The sequence below is a fragment of the Leisingera sp. NJS204 genome (assembly GCF_004123675.1).
Classification (GTDB): domain Bacteria; phylum Pseudomonadota; class Alphaproteobacteria; order Rhodobacterales; family Rhodobacteraceae; genus Leisingera.
On sequence record NZ_CP035417.1, the window covers coordinates 1,891,069 to 1,911,102 of the forward strand.

Here is a 20,034-nt window from a genome sequence, read left to right on the forward strand (position 1 = left end):
AGAGTTAGTCGGAAGAATTCACGCGGCCGATGCCGTCAACCTGATGCTGAAGCGAAATGCGGTCGAGTGTGTCAAAGGGCAGCGCTGCAAAGGCATTGATCCGGTTGCGCAGCAGCCCATAGGCTTGCTGAAAGGCCAGGCGACGTTCGGCATCGGTGCCTGTCGCCCTGACCGGATCTGCCAGCCCCCAATGGGCACTCATCGGCTGGCCGGGCCAGGCCGGGCATTCCTCATTGGCGGCGTGGTCGCAGACGGTGAAGATGAAATCCATGCCAGGCGCGTTTGCCACGGAAAATTCATCCAGATCCTTGGAACGCAAGGCGCTGGTGTCATAGCCTTTGGCCCGTAGCAGAGAGATTACTTCGGGGCGCGGGCCAGATGAAGAATGGCAGGTCCCTGCTGAATAGGCGCGGAATTTGCCGTCGCCTGATCGGTTCAGGATGGCTTCTGCCAGCAGCGACCGGGCGGAATTGCCAGTACAGATGAACAGAACGTTAAACGGGTGCTCAACCGTCGGCATGGCCCTTTCTTCATTCGTGAAAGGGCTGCAGATATCGGGCCGGTTCTGGCAGCAGCCTGTCAGCAAGTTATCAAACATACCGCGCAAGCCAGGCAGATCGGCGGTGTACATCAGCGAAGTTCCGGTACGGCGCTGCCTGATTAGCCCGGCCTGTTTCAGGACTGACAGGTAAGCAGAAGCCGTGTTGGGCTTGAAGTCCAGCGCCGAGGCGATCTCACCCGCCGGAACTGCGTCCGGATAGCGCCGCATCAACAGGCGGAACAGCGCCAGACGGTTCGGATGTGCAAGGGCGCTGAGCTTATCTGCAATATTTAATTCCATATTTCGTGAATTATGGAATTAAAGTCCGCAAGTCAACTGGCTCGCCCATCGAAAGCCGCTGGTCAGCGCCTCAGTCTGATTGATACCACCAGACATCTGGCATGAATCCGGTCCGGTCGCCGTAGATCGGCAGGTATTCCGGAAACCGCATTTCCTTGACATGGGCGATCCGCCCCGCATCGAACCGCCAGAATGGAATGACATAGCGCCCTGCGGTCAAAACCCGGTCCAGCGCCCGCACGGCGGCGGTGAAATCCTCAGGGTCCTTGGCTGTCAGCATGGCATCAATCATCGCTTCGGCAGCGGGGCTGTCCATGCCCATCAGGTTGCGGCTGCCGGGCTGGCTGACGCCGTCGCTGCCCCAGTAATAGCGCTGTTCGTTGCCGGGGCTTAGCGACAACTCTCGGCGGTAACGGGTGAGATCGAAGTCATAGGCGCTTTGGCGTTCGACATACTGGGCATTATCGACGGTTTCCGCCGTTAGGGATATGCCCAACCGCTCCAGTGCGCGGGCATAGATTTCAGTGATGGTCTTCATCTCGCCGTCGCCTTGGCGGATCAGAACGGTGAACTCCAATGGCGTACCATCGTTCTTGCGCAGCACGCCGTCTGTGACGTTCCATCCTGCATCGGCCAGCAGTTTCATCGCCTTGCGCAGATTTCTGCGGTTGCGCTTGCTGCCATCGCCCTGCGGCAGCGCGTAGCCTTCCAGCGTCCCGGGCAACAGCGTGTCTGCAAACGGGGCCAGCAGTGTGCGAACCTCTCCAGCAGCTGCGCCGGGCAGCGTGCCTAGTTCGGATCCCGAGAAATAAGAGGTGATCCGCGGCTGCACGCCGCCAGTCACGGTGCCGTTGATGTATTCAAAATTGAACGCTAGCAGCAGCGCCTCGCGAACGCGCCAGTCATCCAGCGGAGCCCGGCGGCTGTTCATCACCAGCCCGGTCATGCCGGAGGGGCGCTGATGCGGGATTTCGCTTTTGACCACATCGCCGCGGGTCACCGCCGGGAAGTTATAGACACTGTCCCATTTGTCAGCATTGAATTCCCGCACCGCGCTCAGTTCGCCTGCCTTGAAGGCTTCGAACAAAACTGTTGCATCGCCAAAGAAATCCAGGCGCAGTTCGTCAAAGTTCCCGGTACCGCGCCGAAAGGGCAAGTCTTTGCCCCAATAGTCCGGGTTTCTGGACAGGGTAACGAAACGGCCGGGTTCGAAATTCCGGACCACATATGCGCCGGTGCCAATCGGGGCGCCGGTCAGGTCATCGGCACCGAATTCCTTGTCCTGCCATTGCGCCTTTTTTAGGATCGGGCGCAGTCCGGCGATCAGTGCCAGCTCGCGGTCTTCGGTATTGAAGGTCAGGCGCAGGCTGCGCGGTCCGGTCTGTTCAATCCGCGCCACCTTGGTCCAGAAACCGCGATAGCGCGGGTGGCCTTGGGTGCCCAATGTCTTATACGACCAGATCACATCTTCGACGGTCACCGGGCTGCCATCGGAGAATCGCGCCGCCTCCCTAAGGGTGAATTCGACCCAGGAGCGGTCCTCGGGCACCTCAATCGATTCGGCCAAAAGACCGTAAAGCGTGAACGGCTCATCCCAGGAGCGGCCCATCAGGCTCTCGTATCCCCAGAACCTCAGCTGCCACGGCGCGGTCCCCTTAAGGGTGAACGGGTTCAGTGAGTCAAAGCCGCCGGTATTGCCGAAAACCACCTTGCCGCCTTTGGGCGCATCTGGGTTGGCATAGGGTAAAGACACAAAATCGGGTGGCAGCGCAGGCGCCCCATACATAGCTATGCCATGACCTGATTCTGCCTGCGCAAAATTCGCAGCAAAAGCCAAGGTGATTCCGGTCAGTGCCGCACCGGGATTCAGGAAATTTTCTTTTCGCAGTTTCACAACAATCCCGCTCTGCCCTTATTTTCTTGCTTCTGCACGCTACGTGCGCTTTTTCGTCTTTTCAAACTTTTAGCTTGGACGAAAGCCGGAAATTGCTTATAAAGGGATCACTGCTCGATAGGTTTCTTGCCTGTATGAAACCTGCCTCAATAACTAACGCCCGCCTTGTGCGGGCGTTTTTTTTTGGGACGTTTCCACACTGCCTCTGACGGGAAATGCCCCTGCGTTGCAAGGGGCGATCCGCTGTCTTACGCGTTTCTTTTGCAGCTGCAGCATGGCACAGTGCCGTCAGTTTCATTCAGCCGAGGGAAAGTTGCCGATGTCCTTGCAAGGGAAGACCGCCGTTATCACTGGATCAAATTCAGGTATTGGCCTGGGGGTTGCGCGCGAACTGGCGCGGGCCGGGGCCGATGTGGTTCTGAATTCATTCACCGACCGGGATGAAGATCACGCGCTGGCAGCAGAGCTCGCCCGTGAATTCAGCGTCAAGGCCCAGTACATTCAGGCTGATATGTCCAAAGGGCCGGATTGCCGGATGCTGATTGAGCAGGCCGGCGCCTGCGATATTCTGGTGAACAATGCAGGCATTCAGCATGTGGCGCCGATCGATGCGTTCCCGCAGGACAAATGGGACGCGATCATCGCGATCAACATGAATTCAAACTTTCATACCATGGCCGCCGCCTTGCCCGGAATGCGCGCGGCGGGCTGGGGGAGGATCGTCAATATTGCCTCGGCCCACGGGCTGACGGCCTCGCCGTTTAAGGCAGCTTATGTGGCGGCCAAGCACGGGGTTGTCGGGATGACCAAGACGGTGGCACTGGAAACCGCAGAGGAGCCGATCACCTGCAATGCGATCTGCCCGGGCTATGTGCTGACACCGCTGGTTGAGGCGCAGATCCCGGACACCATGGAGAAATACAACATGGGCCGCGAAGAGGTGATCAAGAAGGTGATGCTGGAGCGCCAGCCAAGCCGCGCGTTTGCCACTGTGGAACAACTGGGCGGCACCACGGTGTTCCTGTGTTCGGACGCAGCAGCGCAGATCACCGGCACCACGCTGAGTGTCGATGGCGGCTGGACGGCGCTGTAGGCGGTACGTGGAAGCGGCGGGAGGGGGCCGGCCCCCTCTTGCCCCTAGGGGGCAATTCACCCCCGGAGTATTTTCACAAAGGTGAAATAGGCAGGTGTATTTTGGTGAAACGCATTAATCTGGCCCTGCAGGGCGGCGGCGCGCATGGGGCGTTTACCTGGGGAGTGCTGGACCGGCTGCTGGAGGATGAAGGGGTTGAGGTGGCTGGGATCACCGGCACCTCGGCCGGCGCATTGAACGGCGCGGCCTTCAAGTCCGGCATGGTTCAGGGCGGGCGGACCGGTGCCAAGGCGGCGCTGGACAAGTTGTGGGCGCAGATGGGGGCGGTGGGCGACATGCGCTTTGCCCATTGGCTGACCCGGTTTGATGCGGTGGCCTGGACCGGTGCATTGGAGGCTGCCATGCCATTCTCGCCGCTGGAAACCATGAGTCAGATGATCTCTCCCTATCACTACGGCCCTTTTTACAAGAACCCGCTGCAGGAGGTTGTCGATCAGTTCTGTTTCGATGATGTCTGCGCCGGGGCCGGGCCGGAGCTGTTTGTCTGCGCGACCTGTGTGCGCACGGGCAAGATCCGGGTCTTTGAGGGCACCGGGATCAGCACCGATGCAATTCTTGCCTCGGCCTGCCTGCCGGACATGTTCCAGGCGGTGGAAATCGAGGATCCGGAGACCGGCCGGATGGAGGCCTATTGGGATGGCGGTTTCACCGGCAATCCGGCGCTGTTTCCGTTATTCCGAGCAGAGTTGCCGGGGGATGTGGTGATTGTGAACATCAATCCGCTGGAGCGCGAGGAGGTTCCGAAGACGCCGCAGCAGATCCGCAACCGGGTGAATGAGATCAGCTTTAACTCGTCCTTGCTGCGGGAGCTGCGCGCCATCAATTTTGTGCAGCGGCTGCTGGAGGATGGCACGCTTGAGGCCGGGCGGATGAAGCAGGTTCGGGTGCACATGATTGCAGATGATGATCTGATGACGCAGCTGTCAGTCACCACCAAGCTGTTTCCGGTGCCGCAGATCCTGGCGCGGCTGAAACAGGCAGGGCGGGACGCGGCGGAGAACTTCCTGGCACAGGACGGTGAAAATCTCGGCCTGCGCTCTTCAACGGATCTGCCTGCGATGTTCAGCTAGGTCAGGCGGGTTCTTTCAGGGCTGGTTTCTTGCCGTTTTCCAAAGGCTTTGAAGGATCCTTGGGGTTCGGGTAGACAAGGCCTGCCGAGATTACCAGCTTGGCAGAATCCTCCACCGACATATCCAGCGCGATCACATCCTCTTCGGGGACGAACAGCAGAAAGCCGGATGTCGGGTTTGGTGTGGTCGGCAAAAAGACACTGACCAGGCCGCCGCTGGTTTCGACCTTCTTGGCGATCTCACCCTTGGCGTTGGTTGAAATGAAGCCGATCGCCCAGATGCCCTTGCGCGGGTATTGGACAAGGCAGGCCTTTTCAAAACTGCGTTCCGATTGGGCAAAGACAGTTTCGGAAATCTGCTTGATGCCCGAATAAACGGTGCGGACCACCGGCATGCGTTCCACCAGGCTTTCGGCAAAGCTGATCAGCGACCGGCCCAGAATGCCCTTGGCGACCCAGCCGACAACAATTGTGAACAGCAGAAAGATGATCAGCCCGACACCGCGCAGGTTGATGCCGATGTATTGTTCGGGCCGGACTGTGTGCGGTACCAGCGGCAGCACCACGCTGTCGATCCAGCCCATCACCGACCACAGAAGCCAGATGGTCAGACCTACCGGCGCAATGACGACGATCCCGGTAAAGAAGGAGGCGCGCAGACTGGCAAACAATCCGCGGCGTCGGTGAGGTTCTTCGTCGAAGGGCGTGGTCATGTGGCTTCTTTGCGGAAATTTCGAGTGGAACCTAGGCACTGATTGCGGGCGGAGCAATGGCATCCGCCCGGAAAATCAAGTCATTGTGCCAGTTTGTTCAGTTCCTGTGCGATCTTTGCCGCCAGCCGGGCGTTGTTGCGCACCAATGCGATATTGGCGGTAAGCGAACGGCCTTCGGTCAGCTCGAAGATGCGGCGCAGCAGGAAGGGGGTCACATCCTTGCCCGAGATGCCTTGTTCATCCGCCTCCGATTGGGCCTGAGTGATGACCGGAGCCAGTTCCTCTGCCGCGATTTCGGCGTCTGCCGGGATCGGGTTGGCGATCAGCTGGCCGCCGGGCAGCCCCATTGCCTGCCGTGTGGCATGGGCGCGGGCAATCTGTGCCGGATCATCCATGCGCAGCGGTGCCTTCAGATCCGACTGGGCCGACCAAAAGGCCGGAAAGCTGTCTTGGCCATAGGCGATGACCGGCACGCCCTGGGTTTCCAGCACTTCCAGCGTTTTCGGCACGTCAAGAATGGCTTTGGCGCCTGCCGCCACCACGGTGACCGGGGTCTGCGCCAGTTCCATCAGGTCGGCGGAGATATCGAATGTGGTTTCCGCGCCTTTGTGGACGCCTCCGATGCCGCCGGTGGCAAAGACTTCAATCCCGGCCAGACGCGCGGCAATCATCGTGGCCGCAACAGTGGTGGCACCGGTGCCGCCTGTGGCGATACAAGCGGGCATGTCGGCGCGGGAGATCTTGGCAACCCCCTGCGCCTGGCCAAGCGCCTGCAATTGATCGGGTTCCAGCCCCACATGCAGCACGCCTTTTATAACGGCCATGGTGGCGGGCACCGCGCCACCATCGCGGATGTCTTGTTCTACCTGTGCGGCGACCTCGACATTCTGCGGGTAGGGCATGCCATGGGTGATGATGGTGCTTTCCAGCGCAACAATGGCCTGTCCTGCAGCCTTGGCGGCCTGGACCTCGGATGAAGTGCGGATCTCGATCACAGCGGTGGTTCTCCTGAAACATAGGTGGCCGCAGCCTTGAGGGCGGAGGCCAAAGCGGTCTTGCGGTCTTCGCCCCGTGCCTCGGCAACGATATGGGCGGCCATGAAGGTATCACCTGCGCCGGTCACGCGGGCAACCGTGACGCGGGGCGGGACAAGGGTGATGGCGCCCTGGGCATCGGCTACAGTGGCAGAGGAGCCGCCATCAGTGACCAGCACCCGCGCCGCGCCGCGGTCCAGCATCGCCTTAGCGGCGGTTTCGCTGTCGGTGAATTCGGCTTGGCACAGGATGCCGGCTTCTTCGAGGTTCACATAGAGCGTGCCGCGGGTGCGGTTGAGGAAGGGGCGCAGCCGTTCCGCCTTGCCAGGGGAAGCAGGCGCCACCCGCAAGTCTGCCTTGGCAAAGGCCGGGCTGGCGACAATGTCATCCAGCAGCGACAATGTAAGGTTTCCATCCAGCGCAACCTGACCCGTGTAGGGGGTCTCCGCGGTACCCAGTGCGCCGTTGGACAGCGGGCGCAGGATCTTGTCGCCTGCCGCCTCCAGCGAATGGGCATCGGCAATGGCGGCGATCAGCCCGTTGGCACCCTCAACAGCCATGTAGCGGTCGGTGGGCAGATCCTCGGAGCGGTAGATGTGGTCGGTGATCAGGCCGAAGTGGCTGCAGGCATGGATCAGCTCGTCTCCTTCGGGATCGCGGCCCACGGCCGTCAGCAGGGCAGGCTGCATGCCGAACCGCGACAGGGTCATGGCGATGTTCATGGCCACGCCGCCAGGCAGCCGGGTGATGCGCCCGGGCATGTCCGAGCCGCGCTGCATTTCCGTTCTGCAACGGCCGATGATGTCCCACAGAACCGATCCGATGCATAGGATGGCAGGTGTCCGGGAATGAGAGGCTTGTGTCATAATGATCTATTGCCGCCTTTACCCGCCCTCTGCAAGCGGCTTCAGCGTAGCGGCACGGCAAAGGTCAGCGCGGCCCAAAGGCTTTCCCACACGTGATCTTTGTCCTCCGGCGCAGGGCGCAGGACCACAGCGTCCAGCAGATAGGTATGCCCCGGTAGTACTGGGATGACGGATTTTCCCTGTGAATCTGTCAGCCGGGTGCTGATGGTGACACTGCCGTCCTGGGCTTTGGCAAAGACCTCGACCTGCACCTGCGGGCGCGGGTTGCCCTGGTACAGAACCTGAACCGGGAACCCCGCTACCAGATCATCGGTATAGGGATTGGCGAGGGCTACGATTTCGGTCTCCATACCGGTGTCCAGATCGGACCCTTCACCGCTGCCGATGGCCACCAGAGCCTTGGCATGGCGGGTGTATTGCTCGGCAAAGCCCGCGTCGGGCAGGCCGCGTTCGGTATGCTGACTGGGGATGCCGGCAAAACCCTTGTGGTCAATGAAGGCCTGAAAACCTTCCCATGTTTCATAGGTCAGTGTCTGCGGCTGTGTCTGGTGGATGATCACGGTCAAACCATCGCCGGTCTCATCCGCTGAGAACGCAGGCATATCGCCCATCCGGCCCTTATAGGGGGACGCTGATCCGTCCTTTATGACCTCGAACCGGGCGATCCGGTGATCCAGATAGGGCTGCTCGGCGCCGTTGAATTCCTGCCCGTTGCGCAGACTGGCCACCACTGTAGTACCGGAATTCACTTGATATTTTTCCGGCTCGATCCAAAACTCGTGGGATAACAGCGGGGCGGCCCCCAAAGTCAGCCCGGCACAGAGAATTGAGCAGAACAGGCGGTATTGCATGAATTTGTCCTTGGCTGTCGGGCGCAGTGTGACTTGGCTGCGGATCCTATTTGCGCTGCTGTTCACTATGGTTGCAATAGGCGCTGGAAGTGCCCGCGCCCATGAAGTCACGCCGGTGATTGCCGATTTCACGGTGAAAGACGGGCAGGTTGCACTGGAACTGCGTCTGAACGTTGAGGCCTTTGTTGCCGGGATCAATCTGGATGGGCTGTCCGACACAAATGAGACCGCACAGGCTGCCGATTATGACGAGCTGCGCGCGCTGGAGGCTCCGGAACTGGAACCGATGGTTCAGCTCTTTGCCGAAGAATGGCTGGAGACCTTTTCCCTGCAGGCCGGCGGCCCGGTGGAGTTGCGCGTCTCTGGCATTTCGATTCCTGAGGCAGGCGACACAAACCTGCCGCGGGCGTCCTTTCTTGAACTGACCGGTGAAATTCCTGCGGGCGCAGACAGCCTGCGCATTGCCTGGCCTGCCGGGTCCGGCGGGGTGGTGCTGCGGCAGAACGGGGTGGAGGAGCCTTACACCGGGTACTTGCAGGGGGGAGAGACCTCACCCTCGATCCCGCTCCAGGGCGGTGCGGCCAAGACGCCGGTCGAGGCCTTTGCGGAATACATCCCCGTCGGCTTTACCCATATCCTGCCGAAAGGGCTGGACCATATCCTGTTTGTTCTGGGGCTGTTCTTTCTCAGCCCGCGGGTGAAGCCGCTGCTGCTGCAAGTAAGTATCTTTACCGTGGCCCATACCATCACCCTGGCGCTGGGCGCTCTGGGGGTGGTCAGCGTCAATGCTGCCATTGTCGAGCCGCTGATTGCGCTGTCGATTGTCTTTGTCGCGGTCGAGAACATCTTTGCCCGCAAGCTTCACAGCTGGCGGACCTTTGTGATCTTTGGCTTCGGGTTGCTGCACGGGTTGGGCTTTGCCAGCGTTTTGGGTGCGTTTGGCCTGCCGTCCAGTCAGTTCCTGCCAGCCCTGATTGGTTTTAACGTCGGCGTGGAGCTGGGTCAGCTAGCGGTGATTGCAGCTGCTTACATCGGCGTGCGCCTGTGGTTCGGGCGGCATCCGAAATACCGCGGCCGGGTGGCAATTCCGGCTTCGGTCACAATCGCGCTGATAGGGGGGTACTGGTTTGCCGAGCGGGTGTTCCTGTAAACGCCCGCTGATGGATCAGCCCATTGCCCGCATCAGGGTCTTTATCTGGGCAAGCGGATCCTCTGCGTGCCAGATTTCATCGCCAATGCCAAAGAAATCCGTAAAGGGGGCAATGCTGCGTATCAGGTCTTCGGTCAAGCCGCCCTCGGCCACGACCGGAACTTCGATCATCTGGGACCACCACTGGAACAGATCGGCCTCGGCCTTGGCGCCGTCGCCCAGACCAGAAGTGCCGACGGGGCCAAAGCTCACATAGTCCACACCTGCCTCACCTGCCACCATACCGTCATGCTGAGACGCTCCGCAGAAACAGCCGACAATGGCATCCGCCCCCAGCGCCTTGCGCGCGGTGCGAACCGATTTAGAAGCGTCGGTCAGATGCACGCCATCCAATCCCAGCCGCTCGGCCAGGATCTGGTGATCCGAGATCACCAAAGCCACATCGCGCTCCATCGTGACCTCGCGCAGCGCGTCACCGGCACGGCTCAGCGTGTCCTCATCGCGGCTGGCCAGATCCAGGCGCACGCAGGCGACATCTATTTCGTCCAGCACCCGTGCCAATTGGCCGGGGAACTTGCCCAGCTCAAAGCTTGGCGGGGAGATCAAATAGATCTGCGGCTGTTCCGGTGCGTCAGAAGGGCTGTCCATGGTGGCGCTCCATTGTTCAGGCGATTGGACGGTGTTTAGCCGATTTGCCGCCGGACGCAAGGATTTGCGCAGCCCGAGGCAGCGGGAAATACCAGCAAGGCAGGTGCCGGACCTTGCCCCGGACGCCCGCGGGGATTACAGCAAGGCGGATTTTAAGCGCAACAGACGGATGACCGCAGCAATGCCCACCGATACGCCTCAGCCCGCCTTTGTCCTTGTCCGCCCGCAGATGGGCGAGAATATCGGCGCCGCGGCGCGGGCGATGTGGAACTTCGGCCTTGACCGGATGCGCATCGTCGCACCGCGCGACGGCTGGCCGAACCCCAAGGCGGTGGCGATGTCCTCGGGGGCCGGTCGCCTGCTGGACGAGGCGCAGCTCTGTGCGGACGTGCCGGAGGCGCTGGGCGATTGCACTTATGTGTTTGCCACGACTGCCCGCCAGCGCGGATTGACCAAACCCGTCTACAGCCCCGAACGCGCGATGCAGATCGCGGCGGAGAAGATCGCGGCGGGCGAGAAGGTCGCGGTGATGTTCGGGCCCGAACGCGCGGGCCTCGAGAATGAGGATATTGCCAAGGCCAACGCCATCATCTCGGTGCCGGTGAACCCGCTGTACGCTTCGCTGAACCTGGGCCAATGCGTGCTGCTGACCGGTTATGAATGGATGCGCCAGTCCGCGGATGTGGAGCATGAAACCACTGACCTGGGCCGCAAGGGCGAATGGGCAAGCGGCGTCGAGGTCGAGAAACTGGTGGAGCATTACGAGGACCGGCTGGACGAGGCGGGCTTCTTCTTCCCGCCGGAAAAGGCCGACAGCATGAAGACCAACCTGCGCAACCTGTGGAGCCGGATGCGGATGACCCGTTCCGACGTGCAGATGCTGCACGGGATCATGCGCCAGATGGTCCGCTGGAAAGAGCGCGGCGGCGAGTAAGCCGCTCTGGACCTTTAGATAACCCGCCCCTAGCTTGGCACCACAGACAAAGAGGCAAGCATGAGCAAGCGCAGCATTTTCGAAGAGGTTGAGGGCGAGAAGACGGACGCCCCCGCAGCGCAGCCGGGGCTGATCGACCGCGGCCGCGGCGGCGCCCGCAAAGGCATCCGCGCCTGGCTGATGGTGCTGTTTGCCCTGGTGGTGGCAATGATCGTGGTGGGCGGGTTGACGCGCCTCACGGACTCGGGCCTGTCGATCACCGAATGGCGCCCCGTGACCGGATCCATCCCGCCGATGTCCGAGGCGGAATGGCAGGCGGAGTTCGGCAAATACCAGCAGATCGACCAGTGGCGTATTCAGAACCAATGGATGGAACTGTCAGATTTCAAATCGATCTATTGGTGGGAATGGGGCCACCGGCAATTGGGCCGCGTCATTGGCCTGGTTTGGGCGCTCGGCTTCCTCGGGTTCCTGGTCGCGCGCAAGATCCCGGCAGGCTGGGCAGGACGCTTGGCGCTGCCCGGCATCCTGGGCGGTGTGCAGGGCGCGATCGGCTGGTGGATGGTGGCCTCTGGCGTGACGCAGGGCGAGGGGATGACCGCTGTCGCCTCCTACCGCCTTGCCGTGCATCTGGGATTGGCCTTTGTGATCCTTGGCTTCATTGCCTGGTACATGCTGATGCTGGGCCGCGAGGAGCGCGAGCTGATGCAGGCGCGTCGCGCCAAGGAGGCCAAGCTGTTCAGCCTGTCCACCGGCCTGATGCATTTCGCCTTCCTGCAGATCCTGCTGGGCGCACTGGTGGCGGGGATCGACGCGGGCCGCTCGTATACCGATTGGCCGCTGATGGGCGGGCAGGTGATCCCGCCGCAGCCTTTCATGATTGAACCCGTGTGGAAGAATTTCTTTGAAAACCCCGGGCTGGTGCAATTCATTCACCGGGTGGCGGGGTACTTGCTGTTTGCCTTTGGCGTGGTGGCCTGGCTGCGCGGGCGCGGCTCTGCCCATGCGCGCACCCGTTTTGCCTTCAACGCCGTCTTTGCAGCGCTGTCCGTGCAGGTGCTGCTGGGGATCATCACCGTGATCTATGCCGCACCGCTGCACGCCGCGATCACCCACCAGCTGGTGGCAATCGGCGTCTGGGTGCTGATCCTGCGCGCCCGCTTCCTGTCTGCCTATCCCATTGCAACCTCGATCAAGGATCATTGACCTATGAGCGCATTTGACGAACTGATGGCCTTTCAGCGCGAAACCCAGGCGTTGGGGCAGATTGCGGGCCGGTTGGGCTGGGATCAGGAAACCATGATGCCGCGCGGGGCGGCGCCGCAGCGGGGCGAGGAGATGGCCGCGATCGAAGCCGTTCTGCATGCCCGCCGAAGCGACCCGCAGGTGGCGGAGTGGCTGGAGCAGGCAGTTGCGCCGAATGAGGCAGGGGAAGCCCAGCTGCGTGAAATCCGCCGCAGCTATGAGCGCACCGTCAAAGTGCCTGCTGATCTGGCCAAGAAGATCGCCCAGGTGACATCCGAGGCACAGGGCAAATGGGCCGCCGCGCGGGCGGATGAGGATGTTGCCGCCTTTGTGCCGGTGCTGGAGGAAGTGGTCGCCCTCAAGCGCGAGGAAGGTTTGGCGCTGGCCGCGGGCGGCGATGTCTACGACGCCATGGTCGAGGATTATGAACACGGCATGACCGGGGCAGGGATCGCGGAGATCTTTGACGCAATGCGTCCTGGCTTGGTGGACCTTCGCGCCAAGGTGCTGGAGAAGCCCGCGCCCAAGGGATTGGCAGGCACATTTGACGAAGCGGCGCAGATGAAGCTCACCCGGAAGCTCGCCAAAGCTTTCGGCTATGACATGGCGCACGGGCGGGTCGACAAGGCAGTGCATCCGTTCAGCTCCGGCTCGGGGCTGGATGTGCGGATCACCACCCGGACCAGTGAGGTGGATCCGTTCAACTGCTTCTATTCGACCATTCACGAGGTCGGCCACGGCGCCTATGAGCAGAACATCAGCCGCGACTACCTGCTGACCCCGCTGGGCAGCGGCGTGTCGATGGGCGTGCATGAAAGCCAAAGCCGGATCTATGAAAACCAGATCGGCCGCAGCCGGGCGTTCACCGGCTGGCTGTTTGAGGAGATGAAAGCGGCGTTTGGCGATTTCGGCATTGCGGATGCGGACAGCTTCTATGCCACGGTGAACGCAGTGCATAAGGGCTATATCCGGACTGAGGCGGATGAGCTGCAATATAACCTGCACATCATGCTTAGGTTCGGCCTGGAGCGCGCACTGATGAGCGGCGATCTGGCGGTGAAGGATCTGGAGGCGGCCTGGAATGACCGGTTCGAGGCGGACTTTGGCTATGCTGTCGACAGGCCGTCAAACGGCTGTTTGCAGGACGTGCATTGGTCTGTGGGTCTGTTCGGGTATTTTCCGACCTACAGTTTGGGCAACGTCTATGCCGGCTGCCTGTATCAGGCGCTGCGCCGTGATGTTCCGGGGCTGGATATGCAGTTGGCAGAGGGCGACACCACGGGTGCGACCGGGTGGCTGAAAGAATCCCTGCAACAGCATGGCGGATTGCGCAGCCCACGCGATACCATCGTGCACGCATCCGGCATGGAGCCCAGCCACGCACCGCTGCTGGCCTATCTAGAAGAGAAGTTCAGCCTGCTTTACGATCTCTGAAACGGCCTTGCACCACGGCTAAGGCTTTCTGGCGGCAGCGGAAAATCCGCTGCCCCGGAAATGCCGTATTTCAGGTGTATTCTCGGATGCTCATGGGGATGAGAGCAGAGAAATAACTGATGCATACAGCCATAGCCTATCTGATTTTTGCCAGCTTTGTGCTGGCGCCAACCCTGATCTGAAACGCAAACCGTCAGATCAGCGCCATGCGCTCCGCCCGCTCGGGATCCGGGAAGGGACGGTAGAGGCCGGTCTCTGACGTGGCGATCAGGGCTGTGACATGGGAGTAGAGCTTTTCGACCTCCTCGTCATGTTCGCCCAGGACACGGAAAGCCTGATCCAGCTGGGTCATGTCCCTAAACTCAATCTCCAGCAGGAAATCGCGGCAAGTGTCGCTGGCCAGGTTCAGCTTGCGCCGCAGCAGCCGCCAGCCCAGGATCACGCCGCGCTCCTGCAGGTAGCTCATCCATTGGTCAACCGCGCTGGCAAAGCTCAGCGCCTTGGCTTCGTGATGCAGGTCGATGGAGCATTGATAGAGGTTCATGGGACGATCCCTTGGTGCAGACAACTCAAGCGATAGTCTGTCACAGAAAGATTAGGCAGCGGTTAAACACAAAAGCGCCGCCCAGGTGATCCAGGGCGGCGCTGCTTTAGTCAGGCTGAGCGGCGGTGTTACTCTTCGCCGCCGCCGTCTTCCTCATCACCGTTTTCAGCAATCCATGCGACGGACACCACTTCTTCGCCCTTGCCGGTGTTGAACACCCGGACACCGCCGGCCGAGCGTGAACGGAAGGAGATGCCATCCACAGGCACCCGGATCGACTGGCCCTTGGACGTGGCCAGCATGATCTGGTCATCCATTTCAACCGGGAAGGAGGCCACGATTTCACCGCCGCGCATCGCCTTGTCCATCGCGGTGACACCCATGCCGCCGCGTCCGCGCACCGGATAGTCATGCGAGGAGGACAACTTGCCCGAACCGCCTGTGGTGATGGTCAGGATCAGGTTTTCCGCCGCCGACATTTCCGCATAAAGCTCGGTCGAGAAGTTCGGATCCTCGGGCGCATCCTCATCCGAGGCCTCGGCATCGTCAGTCAATCCGGCCATCGCGCGGCGCATCTTGAGGTAGGCGGTGCGCTGTTCCGGCGTGTATTTCGAGTGCCGGATCACCGACATCGAGACCACACGGTCCTCACCGCTGAGACGGATGCCGCGCACACCGGTGGATTCGCGCGAGTTGAACACCCGCACATCGGTGGAGCGGAAGCGGATCGCACGGCCTGAGTCGGTGAACAGCATCACGTCATCGTCTTCCGAACAGATACGGACATTCACCAGCTGGACCGATCCGTCCTCGGGCAGTTTCATCGCGATCTTGCCGTTGCGGCGGACGTTGGTGAAATCCGACAGCCGGTTGCGGCGTGTATCGCCGCCGCTGGTGGCAAAGACCACCTGCAGGTTTTCCCATTCATCATCCGGCACATCGACCGGCATAATTGCCGCGATGGAAACCCCGGTCGGGATCGGCAGGATGTTGACGATGGCCTTGCCCTTGCCGGTGCGTCCGGATTGCGGCAGGCGCCAGGTCTTCAGCTTGTAGACCATGCCGTCGGTGGTGAAGAACAACAGCTGGGTATGGGTATTGGCCACAAAGAGGGTGGTGATCACATCCTCTTCTTTGGTCTGCATACCCGACACACCTTTGCCGCCGCGCTTTTGCGACCGGAAATCAGCCAGCGGAGTACGCTTGATGTAGCCGCCGGAGGTCACGGTCACCACCATGTCCTCGCGTTCGATCAGGTCTTCGTCTTCCATGTCGCCGGACCAATCGACGATCTCGGTGCGGCGCGGCACAGCGAAGTTGTCGCGCACTTCGCGCAGCTCATCGCCGATGATGCCCATGATGCGCTCGCGCGACGACAGGATCTCAAGGTATTCCTTGATCTTACGGGCCAGTTCTTCCAGCTCGTCAGTGACCTCTTTCACGCCGATCTGGGTCAGGCGCTGCAGGCGCAGTTCCAGAATTGCGCGGGCCTGGGTCTCCGACAGGTTATAGGTGCCGTCGTCATTGGCCGTATGGGTCGGATCATCAATCAGCGCGATGTATTCCAGGATCGGCTGGGCCGGCCAGCGGCGGGTCATCAGCTTTTCACGCGCCTCGGCCGCATCGGCAGACTGGCGGATGGTGGTGACGATTTCGTCGATATTGGTGACCGCAACCGCGAGGCCGCACAGGATGTGGCTGCGTTCACGGGCCTTGCGCAGCAGATACGCGGTGCGGCGCGCCACCACGTCTTCGCGGAAGTCGATGAAGGAGGTCAGGAACCGGCGCAGCGTCAGCTGTTCCGGCCGGCCGCCGTTCAGCGCCAGCATGTTGCAGCCAAAGTAGGTCTGCATCGGAGTGAAGCGGTAAAGCTGATTCAGTACCACTTCGGGCGTGGCATCGCGCTTAAGCTCAACCACCACACGCACGCCGTTGCGATCGGATTCGTCCTGCACATGGGCGACGCCTTCGATTTTTTTGTCGCGCACCTGCTCGGCGATCTTTTCGATCATTGCCGCCTTGTTCACCTGATAGGGAATCTCGTCCACAACAATGGCATAGCGGTCTTTCCTGATTTCCTCGGTGCGGGTCTTGGCACGGATGACCACACTGCCGCGGCCCTCCAGATAAGCCTTGCGGGCACCGGAGCGGCCCAGCATCACGCCGCCGGTCGGAAAGTCCGGGCCGGGCACGTAATCAATCAGCTGTTCGCTGGTCAGGTCGGGATCGTCGATCAGCGCCAGGGTGGCATCAATCACTTCGCCTAGGTTGTGCGGCGGAATGTTGGTGGCCATGCCGACCGCAATACCGCCGGCGCCATTGACCAGCATATTCGGGAACCGGGCCGGCAGAACCGTCGGCTCGCGGTCTTTGCCGTCATAGTTGTCCTGAAAGTCGACGGTTTCCTTGTCGATGTCAGACAGCAGGAAGGCCGCCGGCTTGTCCATCCGCACTTCGGTGTAACGCATGGCCGCCGGGTTATCGCCGTCCATCGAGCCAAAGTTGCCCTGGCCGTCCAGCAGCGGCAGCGACATTGAGAAGTCCTGCGCCATCCGCACCAGCGCGTCATAAATCGCGCTGTCACCGTGCGGGTGGTACTTACCCATCACGTCGCCGACCGGGCGGGCCGATTTGCGGTAGGACTTTTCATGTGTGTTGCCGGATTCGTGCATTGCATAGAGAATGCGCCGGTGAACCGGTTTCAGCCCGTCCCGCAGGTCCGGGATGGCGCGGCTGACGATGACCGACATGGCATAGTCCAGGTAGGACGTGCGCATTTCGGATTCAATGGATACCGTGGGGCCGTCATATACGGGCCGTTCCGGCAGGTTTTCGTCCATGTTTTCAGGAGTTTCCGGCGTATCGCTCACGTTGGCTGCCCGCTCTTTCTTCTGGCTCTATATATTGTGTTTGCACCCTATCAGATACCGTATATGGGGCGCAAGCAAACAGCCGGGAAAGCGGAAAACAGGCCGTTCACACAGCGGTAACACACTGTTTTTGGGGAAATTAACCAATAGCAGCCTAGCATCAGTAAGAGGGGGCAAATTTTGGAGGCTGTAAATGGAGACCACAGAGACCGAGCTGATGCTGAAGGGATACGGGCTGACCACGGCTGAGTTCACCTATTGTATGCCCGACTATATCCACGTTCTGAACACCTTTGTGTGGCAGGAGTACGACCTTGCCCCGGACCATCCGCGGCTGTTTGAGTTCATCGAATTCTGGCAGCGGGAAATTGACGGTCCGCTGCATTCTGTTCGGTTCAATCACCGCAAAATGATTGGCCCGGGAGAATGGCGTAACGTGGTCGGAGAGTTCCAGCTGCACTGAACCGGCTGGCTTTTTAAAGGGATTGCAGGGCCGTGCGGCAGTCTTTGCCGTTGCGTGCATGTAGCAGCCGCCCTAATCCTATGCGTGTTTGAAGCACCCGGGCCGGCTCACGGTATTCCTATCGGGACCCGGGGCACAGGGAAAGCAGGCAGGGATTCATGCGCAAGAACTCTTTTGGAAACCAGTTCGAAAACATCTTCGTGGCGTCCTCGACGATCCGGGAGAGTTTTTACGGGCGGGGCGGCGACGATGATTTCACGCTTTATCATCACGAAACGGATGGTGTGAACATTCCGGATCTGACCGACCGTTTCTTTGGCGGCAGCGGCGATGACACGCTGGAATTGTTGAGCTTCAGCATGACCGAAGTTGCTGACAACCTCAGCAAGTACAGCCAGCTCAGCTTTGATGGCGGCAGCGGTTACGACACTGTAAAATCAAAAGTATCTGCAGTCATGTCAGGTGGCTCCACTCTGGATCTGAATTCCATTGAGACCAGCGTCATTTCTGTTGAGCATTGGTTTTATGACATATTTTTGAACGCAGTTACGGGAGATGGCCGCTTCACCATCCAGAGCGGGTTGAAGGACGACACGCTGAATATCTACCAGCAAGCCGACGCATCGGAAAACAGCATCCGTGTCAACACATCCGCCGGTGCAGACAGCGTCCTGTACACCGCGAACGCCGACGTGAGCGACCTGAAGGTGAACACCGGCAGCGGCAAGGACTATTTTGAATTCAACGGCAATTGGGGCGTTACTGCAGATATCACGGTGAAAACCGGCAACGGCAATGACACGGTTGTCATCAATGGCTCGACCATTACATCGCCAGGCGGGCTGGACGCGGTGATCAAAACCGGCAGGGGCGCTGATACGGTTGTTCTGGAAGGCATGCATTCGGAAAGTCTGAATGCCGGCGGCGGGTCGGATGACATCTACGTGCTGACCGGCAGTTTTGCGAACGCAGCCGACACCATCAAGACAGGCGGCGGCAGGGATCGTCTGTTTGTGGAATTGGATGCCTATTCCACCGTTGCAGTTGTTGAAGATTTTTCCGCTGCAAAAGACGTGTTTGTGTTCGATCGCCAGGAATCCAGCCGGGCGATTCCAAGAGATACAGACGTCCTGTTCGACCGGGGCGAATGGGAGGCCGCAGAGGAAGACAGGCTGTTCATGGATAACAGCGCGGACAAGCTCTATTACGGCAGCAACGTCCTGGTGGAATTCGAAACGGATGTCGAATTGACAGCCGGCAATTTCACCGTGGGCAACTGGGACTACTAAGCTCCGCCCAAGAGAGGAGGCGTCAGGCCGAGCAGCTGGCGCCTCCCAGAACGCAGAACTTGGCGCAATGGGGGTGGTTCAGCTGCACCGGGCGTTCCGCCTCGGCCAGGGTTTCGCCCATCTCGAACTCAGGTGCATAAGGCAGCAGTGTGCAGGCCAGCACAGCCGGTGCCTTGGCGCCTTTGCGTTTAACGACCATGCGGGATGAGGCGCACATGACGCTGTCCGGGGATTTGCCCAGGATACCCCAGCAGGCGGTTGTGATTTCGGGCACTTCCACGGTTTCGTCCATCTCGGGAAACAAAACCGTCTGACCCGGGTTATACGCATCAATGGCAAAGCCATGCGCGGCAAACAATGCGGCATAGCCGTTACGGGCCTCGGCTTCGCTTTCCCCCCAGACAGTGCGGCCGGCCACGGTCATCCGGACGCCGTTGTCGCGCAGCCATTCCATGCCTTCGATGGTTTTGGCAAAACTGCCGGCGCCGCGCTCTTTGTCGTGCAGGGATTCGCGGTGATGATCGACCGAGATGCGCAGTGTCAGCTTGTTCCCGAATTCCTCCCGCAGGGCCAGCAATCCGGTTTTCACAGTCTTGCGCATCATCGGGCGCATGGCATTGGTCAGGATCAGCACGTCAAACCCGCGCTCCAGCGCCGCCCGGGCCATGGCGATCATCGCGGGGTTCATGAACGGCTCGCCGCCGGTAAAGCCGATTTCGCGGATTGGCCAGTTGCGTTCCCCGATCTGGCTGAGATAGCTTTGCACTTCGGCCTCGGTCAGATAGACCAGTGCGTCATTGGTAGGAGAGCTTAGGATATAGCAGTTTGTGCATTCGATATTGCACAGCGTGCCGGTGTTGAACCAAAGGGTCTCGGGATTGCTGAGCGGCACCGATGCGCGTTGCTGACCATTGGCCGTCACAAAGGCGTCTTGGAACTTGCCTAGGTTCGCGACGGGTTTTTGCAGGTCTTTCATGCGGATGTCCTTTGGGGCAGTTCCTTTCGCGGCAAGCTACCTTATACTATGCAGGAATGG

Annotated in this window: 18 protein-coding genes; 8 read left to right on the forward strand and 10 right to left on the reverse strand. The window is 60.5% G+C overall.

Translation table 11 applies throughout. The annotated features are described in order from the left end of the window. Nucleotides 1–4: 4 nt before the first annotated feature. Together ETW24_RS09300 and ETW24_RS09305 are read right to left on the reverse strand one after the other, a co-directional pair. Nucleotides 5–841, reverse strand: a complete 837-nt coding sequence (locus ETW24_RS09300; RefSeq protein WP_129370798.1) for an arsenate reductase/protein-tyrosine-phosphatase family protein — start codon at nt 839–841, stop codon at nt 5–7. Nucleotides 842–911: 70 nt separating this feature from the next. Beyond that, the gene (locus ETW24_RS09305) at nt 912–2,627 is read right to left on the reverse strand and encodes an extracellular solute-binding protein (RefSeq protein ID WP_205877395.1); all 1,716 of its coding nucleotides are present in this window, start codon (nt 2,625–2,627) and stop codon (nt 912–914) included. A 427-nt stretch (nt 2,628–3,054) separates the two neighbouring features. Here ETW24_RS09305 and ETW24_RS09310 point away from each other — a divergent pair, with 427 nt between their 5' ends. Then, complete coding sequence (locus ETW24_RS09310; protein ID WP_129370800.1) at nt 3,055–3,828, forward strand: 3-hydroxybutyrate dehydrogenase; 774 nt, start codon at nt 3,055–3,057, stop codon at nt 3,826–3,828. A gap of 101 nt (nt 3,829–3,929) precedes the next feature. Then, nucleotides 3,930–4,958, forward strand: coding sequence for a patatin-like phospholipase family protein (locus ETW24_RS09315; protein WP_129370801.1), 1,029 nt, complete (start codon nt 3,930–3,932; stop codon nt 4,956–4,958). A 1-nt stretch (nt 4,959) separates the two neighbouring features. Here the strand turns inward: ETW24_RS09315 and ETW24_RS09320 are convergent, their stop codons facing one another. The 4 genes from ETW24_RS09320 to ETW24_RS09335 all read right to left on the reverse strand — a co-directional run bounded on the left by ETW24_RS09320 (nt 4,960) and on the right by ETW24_RS09335 (nt 8,421). Continuing rightward, a complete protein-coding gene (locus ETW24_RS09320; RefSeq protein ID WP_129370802.1) occupies nt 4,960–5,670 on the reverse strand; it encodes a DUF502 domain-containing protein in 711 nt (236 codons plus the stop codon). Nucleotides 5,671–5,750: 80 nt separating this feature from the next. After that, nucleotides 5,751–6,665, reverse strand: coding sequence for a pseudouridine-5'-phosphate glycosidase (locus ETW24_RS09325; protein ID WP_129370803.1), 915 nt, complete (start codon nt 6,663–6,665; stop codon nt 5,751–5,753). Beyond that, complete coding sequence (locus ETW24_RS09330) at nt 6,662–7,570, reverse strand: PfkB family carbohydrate kinase (RefSeq protein ID WP_129370804.1); 909 nt, start codon at nt 7,568–7,570, stop codon at nt 6,662–6,664. Before ETW24_RS09330 ends, ETW24_RS09325 begins: the two co-directional genes overlap by 4 nt. A gap of 41 nt (nt 7,571–7,611) precedes the next feature. After that, nucleotides 7,612–8,421 carry a DUF4198 domain-containing protein gene (locus ETW24_RS09335; RefSeq protein ID WP_129370805.1) on the reverse strand — a complete coding sequence of 270 codons (810 nt, stop codon included), beginning with the start codon at nt 8,419–8,421 and terminating at the stop codon, nt 7,612–7,614. Between ETW24_RS09335 and ETW24_RS09340 the strand changes: the two genes are divergently transcribed. Beyond that, nucleotides 8,420–9,571 (forward strand): HupE/UreJ family protein, encoded by a 1,152-nt coding sequence (locus ETW24_RS09340; protein ID WP_129370806.1) that lies wholly within the window; start codon nt 8,420–8,422, stop codon nt 9,569–9,571. The genes ETW24_RS09335 and ETW24_RS09340 overlap by 2 nt on opposite strands. Nucleotides 9,572–9,586: 15 nt before the next feature. Here ETW24_RS09340 and ETW24_RS09345 read toward each other — a convergent pair whose 3' ends face one another. Further along, a complete protein-coding gene (locus ETW24_RS09345) occupies nt 9,587–10,219 on the reverse strand; it encodes a thiamine phosphate synthase (RefSeq protein ID WP_129370807.1) in 633 nt (210 codons plus the stop codon). Between the two features lie 181 nt (nt 10,220–10,400). Here ETW24_RS09345 and ETW24_RS09350 point away from each other — a divergent pair, with 181 nt between their 5' ends. Genes ETW24_RS09350 through ETW24_RS09360 form a run of 3 tightly spaced genes read left to right on the forward strand, consistent with a single transcriptional unit; the run spans nt 10,401 to nt 13,832 of the window. Continuing rightward, nucleotides 10,401–11,153 carry an RNA methyltransferase gene (locus tag ETW24_RS09350; RefSeq protein WP_129372890.1) on the forward strand — a complete coding sequence of 251 codons (753 nt, stop codon included), beginning with the start codon at nt 10,401–10,403 and terminating at the stop codon, nt 11,151–11,153. Between the two features lie 60 nt (nt 11,154–11,213). Then, entirely contained in the window at nt 11,214–12,359 is a 1,146-nt protein-coding gene (gene ctaA / locus ETW24_RS09355) for a heme A synthase (protein ID WP_129370808.1), read from the forward strand. 3 nt (nt 12,360–12,362) lie between these two features. After that, nucleotides 12,363–13,832: a carboxypeptidase M32 gene (locus ETW24_RS09360; protein ID WP_129370809.1), complete on the forward strand. Its 1,470-nt coding sequence runs from the start codon at nt 12,363–12,365 to the stop codon at nt 13,830–13,832. A 193-nt stretch (nt 13,833–14,025) separates the two neighbouring features. Here ETW24_RS09360 and ETW24_RS09365 read toward each other — a convergent pair whose 3' ends face one another. Continuing rightward, nucleotides 14,026–14,376: a DUF6614 family protein gene (locus ETW24_RS09365; protein WP_129370810.1), complete on the reverse strand. Its 351-nt coding sequence runs from the start codon at nt 14,374–14,376 to the stop codon at nt 14,026–14,028. A gap of 128 nt (nt 14,377–14,504) precedes the next feature. Beyond that, nucleotides 14,505–17,246: a DNA gyrase subunit A gene (gene gyrA / locus ETW24_RS09370; protein ID WP_129370811.1), complete on the reverse strand. Its 2,742-nt coding sequence runs from the start codon at nt 17,244–17,246 to the stop codon at nt 14,505–14,507. A 193-nt stretch (nt 17,247–17,439) separates the two neighbouring features. Between gyrA and ETW24_RS09375 the strand changes: the two genes are divergently transcribed. Next, the gene (locus ETW24_RS09375) at nt 17,440–17,709 is read left to right on the forward strand and encodes an usg protein (protein WP_024090192.1); all 270 of its coding nucleotides are present in this window, start codon (nt 17,440–17,442) and stop codon (nt 17,707–17,709) included. Nucleotides 17,710–17,867: 158 nt separating this feature from the next. Continuing rightward, on the forward strand, nt 17,868–18,998 hold the full coding sequence (locus ETW24_RS09380) for a hypothetical protein (RefSeq protein ID WP_129370812.1): 1,131 nt from the start codon (nt 17,868–17,870) through the stop codon (nt 18,996–18,998). A 22-nt stretch (nt 18,999–19,020) separates the two neighbouring features. On the opposite strand, the gene ETW24_RS09385 is transcribed toward ETW24_RS09380, so the two are convergent. Next, nucleotides 19,021–19,974 carry a radical SAM protein gene (locus tag ETW24_RS09385; RefSeq protein ID WP_129370813.1) on the reverse strand — a complete coding sequence of 318 codons (954 nt, stop codon included), beginning with the start codon at nt 19,972–19,974 and terminating at the stop codon, nt 19,021–19,023. Nucleotides 19,975–20,034: the final 60 nt, after the last annotated feature.

Bases quoted from the DNA above. Each gene is read 5' to 3' on its own strand.
- ETW24_RS09320 (WP_129370802.1), bottom strand. From the start codon at position 5,670: ATGACCACGCCCTTCGACGAAGAACCTCACCGACGCCGCGGATTGTTT.
- ETW24_RS09300 (WP_129370798.1), bottom strand. From the start codon at position 841: ATGGAATTAAATATTGCAGATAAGCTCAGCGCCCTTGCACATCCGAAC.
- ETW24_RS09305 (WP_205877395.1), bottom strand. From the start codon at position 2,627: ATGTATGGGGCGCCTGCGCTGCCACCCGATTTTGTGTCTTTACCCTAT.
- ETW24_RS09345 (WP_129370807.1), bottom strand. From the start codon at position 10,219: ATGGACAGCCCTTCTGACGCACCGGAACAGCCGCAGATCTATTTGATC.
- ETW24_RS09350 (WP_129372890.1), top strand. From the start codon at position 10,401: ATGCCCACCGATACGCCTCAGCCCGCCTTTGTCCTTGTCCGCCCGCAG.
- ETW24_RS09310 (WP_129370800.1), top strand. From the start codon at position 3,055: ATGTCCTTGCAAGGGAAGACCGCCGTTATCACTGGATCAAATTCAGGT.
- ETW24_RS09385 (WP_129370813.1), bottom strand. From the start codon at position 19,974: ATGAAAGACCTGCAAAAACCCGTCGCGAACCTAGGCAAGTTCCAAGAC.
- ETW24_RS09380 (WP_129370812.1), top strand. From the start codon at position 17,868: ATGCGCAAGAACTCTTTTGGAAACCAGTTCGAAAACATCTTCGTGGCG.
- ETW24_RS09360 (WP_129370809.1), top strand. From the start codon at position 12,363: ATGAGCGCATTTGACGAACTGATGGCCTTTCAGCGCGAAACCCAGGCG.
- ETW24_RS09365 (WP_129370810.1), bottom strand. From the start codon at position 14,376: ATGAACCTCTATCAATGCTCCATCGACCTGCATCACGAAGCCAAGGCG.
- ETW24_RS09330 (WP_129370804.1), bottom strand. From the start codon at position 7,570: ATGACACAAGCCTCTCATTCCCGGACACCTGCCATCCTATGCATCGGA.
- ETW24_RS09375 (WP_024090192.1), top strand. From the start codon at position 17,440: ATGGAGACCACAGAGACCGAGCTGATGCTGAAGGGATACGGGCTGACC.
- ETW24_RS09340 (WP_129370806.1), top strand. From the start codon at position 8,420: ATGAATTTGTCCTTGGCTGTCGGGCGCAGTGTGACTTGGCTGCGGATC.
- ctaA (WP_129370808.1), top strand. From the start codon at position 11,214: ATGAGCAAGCGCAGCATTTTCGAAGAGGTTGAGGGCGAGAAGACGGAC.
- ETW24_RS09335 (WP_129370805.1), bottom strand. From the start codon at position 8,421: ATGCAATACCGCCTGTTCTGCTCAATTCTCTGTGCCGGGCTGACTTTG.